Source organism: Protofrankia sp. Cj3 (assembly GCF_917627355.1).
Classification (GTDB): Bacteria; Actinomycetota; Actinomycetes; order Frankiales; family Frankiaceae; genus Protofrankia.
The window spans coordinates 1-1,565 of the sequence record NZ_CAKJTR010000026.1 but is presented as its reverse complement, the minus strand read 5'-3'; the positions used below and the strand labels follow the sequence as shown (position 1 = coordinate 1,565).

Here is a 1,565-nt window from a genome sequence, read left to right as displayed (position 1 = left end):
GTTCTGGTCCTGGGTATCGGCAACGAGCTGTTGGGTGACGACGGCGTCGGCGTGGTCGCGGCCCGGCGGCTGGGTGCCGTCCCCGTCCCGGGCGTGGAGGTGCTCGACGGCGGGACGCTCGGGCTCATGCTCATGCCCTACCTGGCCGGCCGCCGGGCGGTGCTCATCCTCGACGCGGTGGCGAGCGCGCAGGGCCGGCCGGGTGATGTGATCGTCATCGGGGACGGCGACGTGCGGCGCGGCCACGGAGTGCGCGCGAGCGCGCACGACGTCGGTCTCGTGGACGCCCTGTCCGCGGCGGAGCTCGCGGGCTGCGCTCCCCAGCATGTCGCGCTGGTCGGCGTCGTGCCCGAGTCCATCGCGGACCGCTGGGGGCTGAGTCCGTTGATCGACTCCAGCGTCACGGAGATGGTGGCCGCGGCCCGGAGCATCCTGGCCGGCTGGGGAGTGACAGATCGGGGAGCGCAGGTGCCCACAGATGCATGAGGCCGGTCTCGCGCGGGCCGCGGTCGCCGCGCTCGTCGACGCGAGCGCGGGAGCACGGGTACGGACGGTGGTGCTCGCGATCGGCGGCGGCGTCGACATCGACGCCGCCGCCGCGGCGTGGCACGGTGCGGCCACTGGCACCTGTCTCGAAGCCAGCCACGTGGAATGGCGCAACGCGGCCGACCGGCTGCGCTGCTTCGCCTGCGGCTGTGAGTACGACGGCGGACGTCTCGATCCGTGCCCGTCCTGCGGCGGCAACGGGATCGTCATCGCGGCAGCGGACGAGCTGGCCGTCGTCGACTGGATGAGCTGACCGCGCCGGCCACGAGCCGAGCCGATGATCAGCAGGGCTGGTGTCAACGCCAGGCTTGGATCAGATCGGCCGGCCCCCAGTGCGCCGCGAGGGGGAGGCTGTCGGCGACGCCGCGGCGGGAGACCGCCACCAGGGGTGTTCCAGGCTCGACGCCGGGGACGGCGAGCATGTCGCGGACAAGGCTGTCGTAGTCACGCCGCCCAAAGGGCTGGTTCTCCAGCCATGTGATGGAACCCAGGAAGTGGACCTTCCCCGCGGCGGGTGCGCGGTCGGCACCGACGATGTCGATCTCGGGATTGTTCTGGCGGTTCCACCAGCCGCCGATCGCTTCGGTGCCGGGCCAGGCCTCGTCCGGTAGCAGCCGAAGAAGGGCTTCTCGGACGACCGGTTCGACGGCCCGGCCACGCCAGGTGGTCCACGAACGTTCGATACGGGTGAGGACGACATCACCGCGGCCCCGCTCCACCAGCGGAATGCCACGGTCGAGAAAAGTCAGCCAGAACCGGAGGTAGGGGTCCGCGATCCGGTAACGCTTGTTCTTCGTGTCGGGCCGGCTGGACAGCGGGCTGTCGGCCGCGACGACCTGCTTGTCGAGCAGCATGGTCAGGATGGGGGACAGCGTGCCCGACGCCAGCGGGCTCGCTCCGCCGGCCGCGGTGGCGATCGCGGTGAAAGTACGTTCTCCGCTGCCGAGCGCCGCCAGCACGGCGCGGGCCTGGGAGGCTTCGGGAAACTCCCCGAGCAGCGTGAGCTCACCCGCCATGAG

The 1,565-nt window shown here is 71.8% G+C and carries 3 protein-coding genes; 2 read left to right on the top strand and 1 reads right to left on the bottom strand.

Translation table 11 applies throughout. From position 1 onward, the window contains the following. On the top strand, positions 1–486 hold a 486-nt coding region (locus tag MJ783_RS05665; protein WP_239308866.1), incomplete at its 5' end, for a HyaD/HybD family hydrogenase maturation endopeptidase. Next, positions 479–799 carry a hydrogenase/urease maturation nickel metallochaperone HypA gene (locus MJ783_RS05660; protein WP_239308865.1) on the top strand — a complete coding sequence of 107 codons (321 nt, stop codon included), beginning with the start codon at positions 479–481 and terminating at the stop codon, positions 797–799. The genes MJ783_RS05665 and MJ783_RS05660, both read left to right, overlap by 8 nt. A gap of 43 nt (positions 800–842) precedes the next feature. Here MJ783_RS05660 and MJ783_RS05655 read toward each other — a convergent pair. Beyond that, positions 843–1,565, bottom strand: a 723-nt coding sequence (locus MJ783_RS05655; RefSeq protein WP_239308864.1) for a DUF234 domain-containing protein, incomplete at its 5' end; no start/stop codon positions are given.

What these genes read in the sequence shown, in the direction of transcription:
- MJ783_RS05660 (WP_239308865.1), top strand. Translation starts at nt 479, where the DNA reads ATGCATGAGGCCGGTCTCGCGCGGGCCGCGGTCGCCGCGCTCGTCGAC.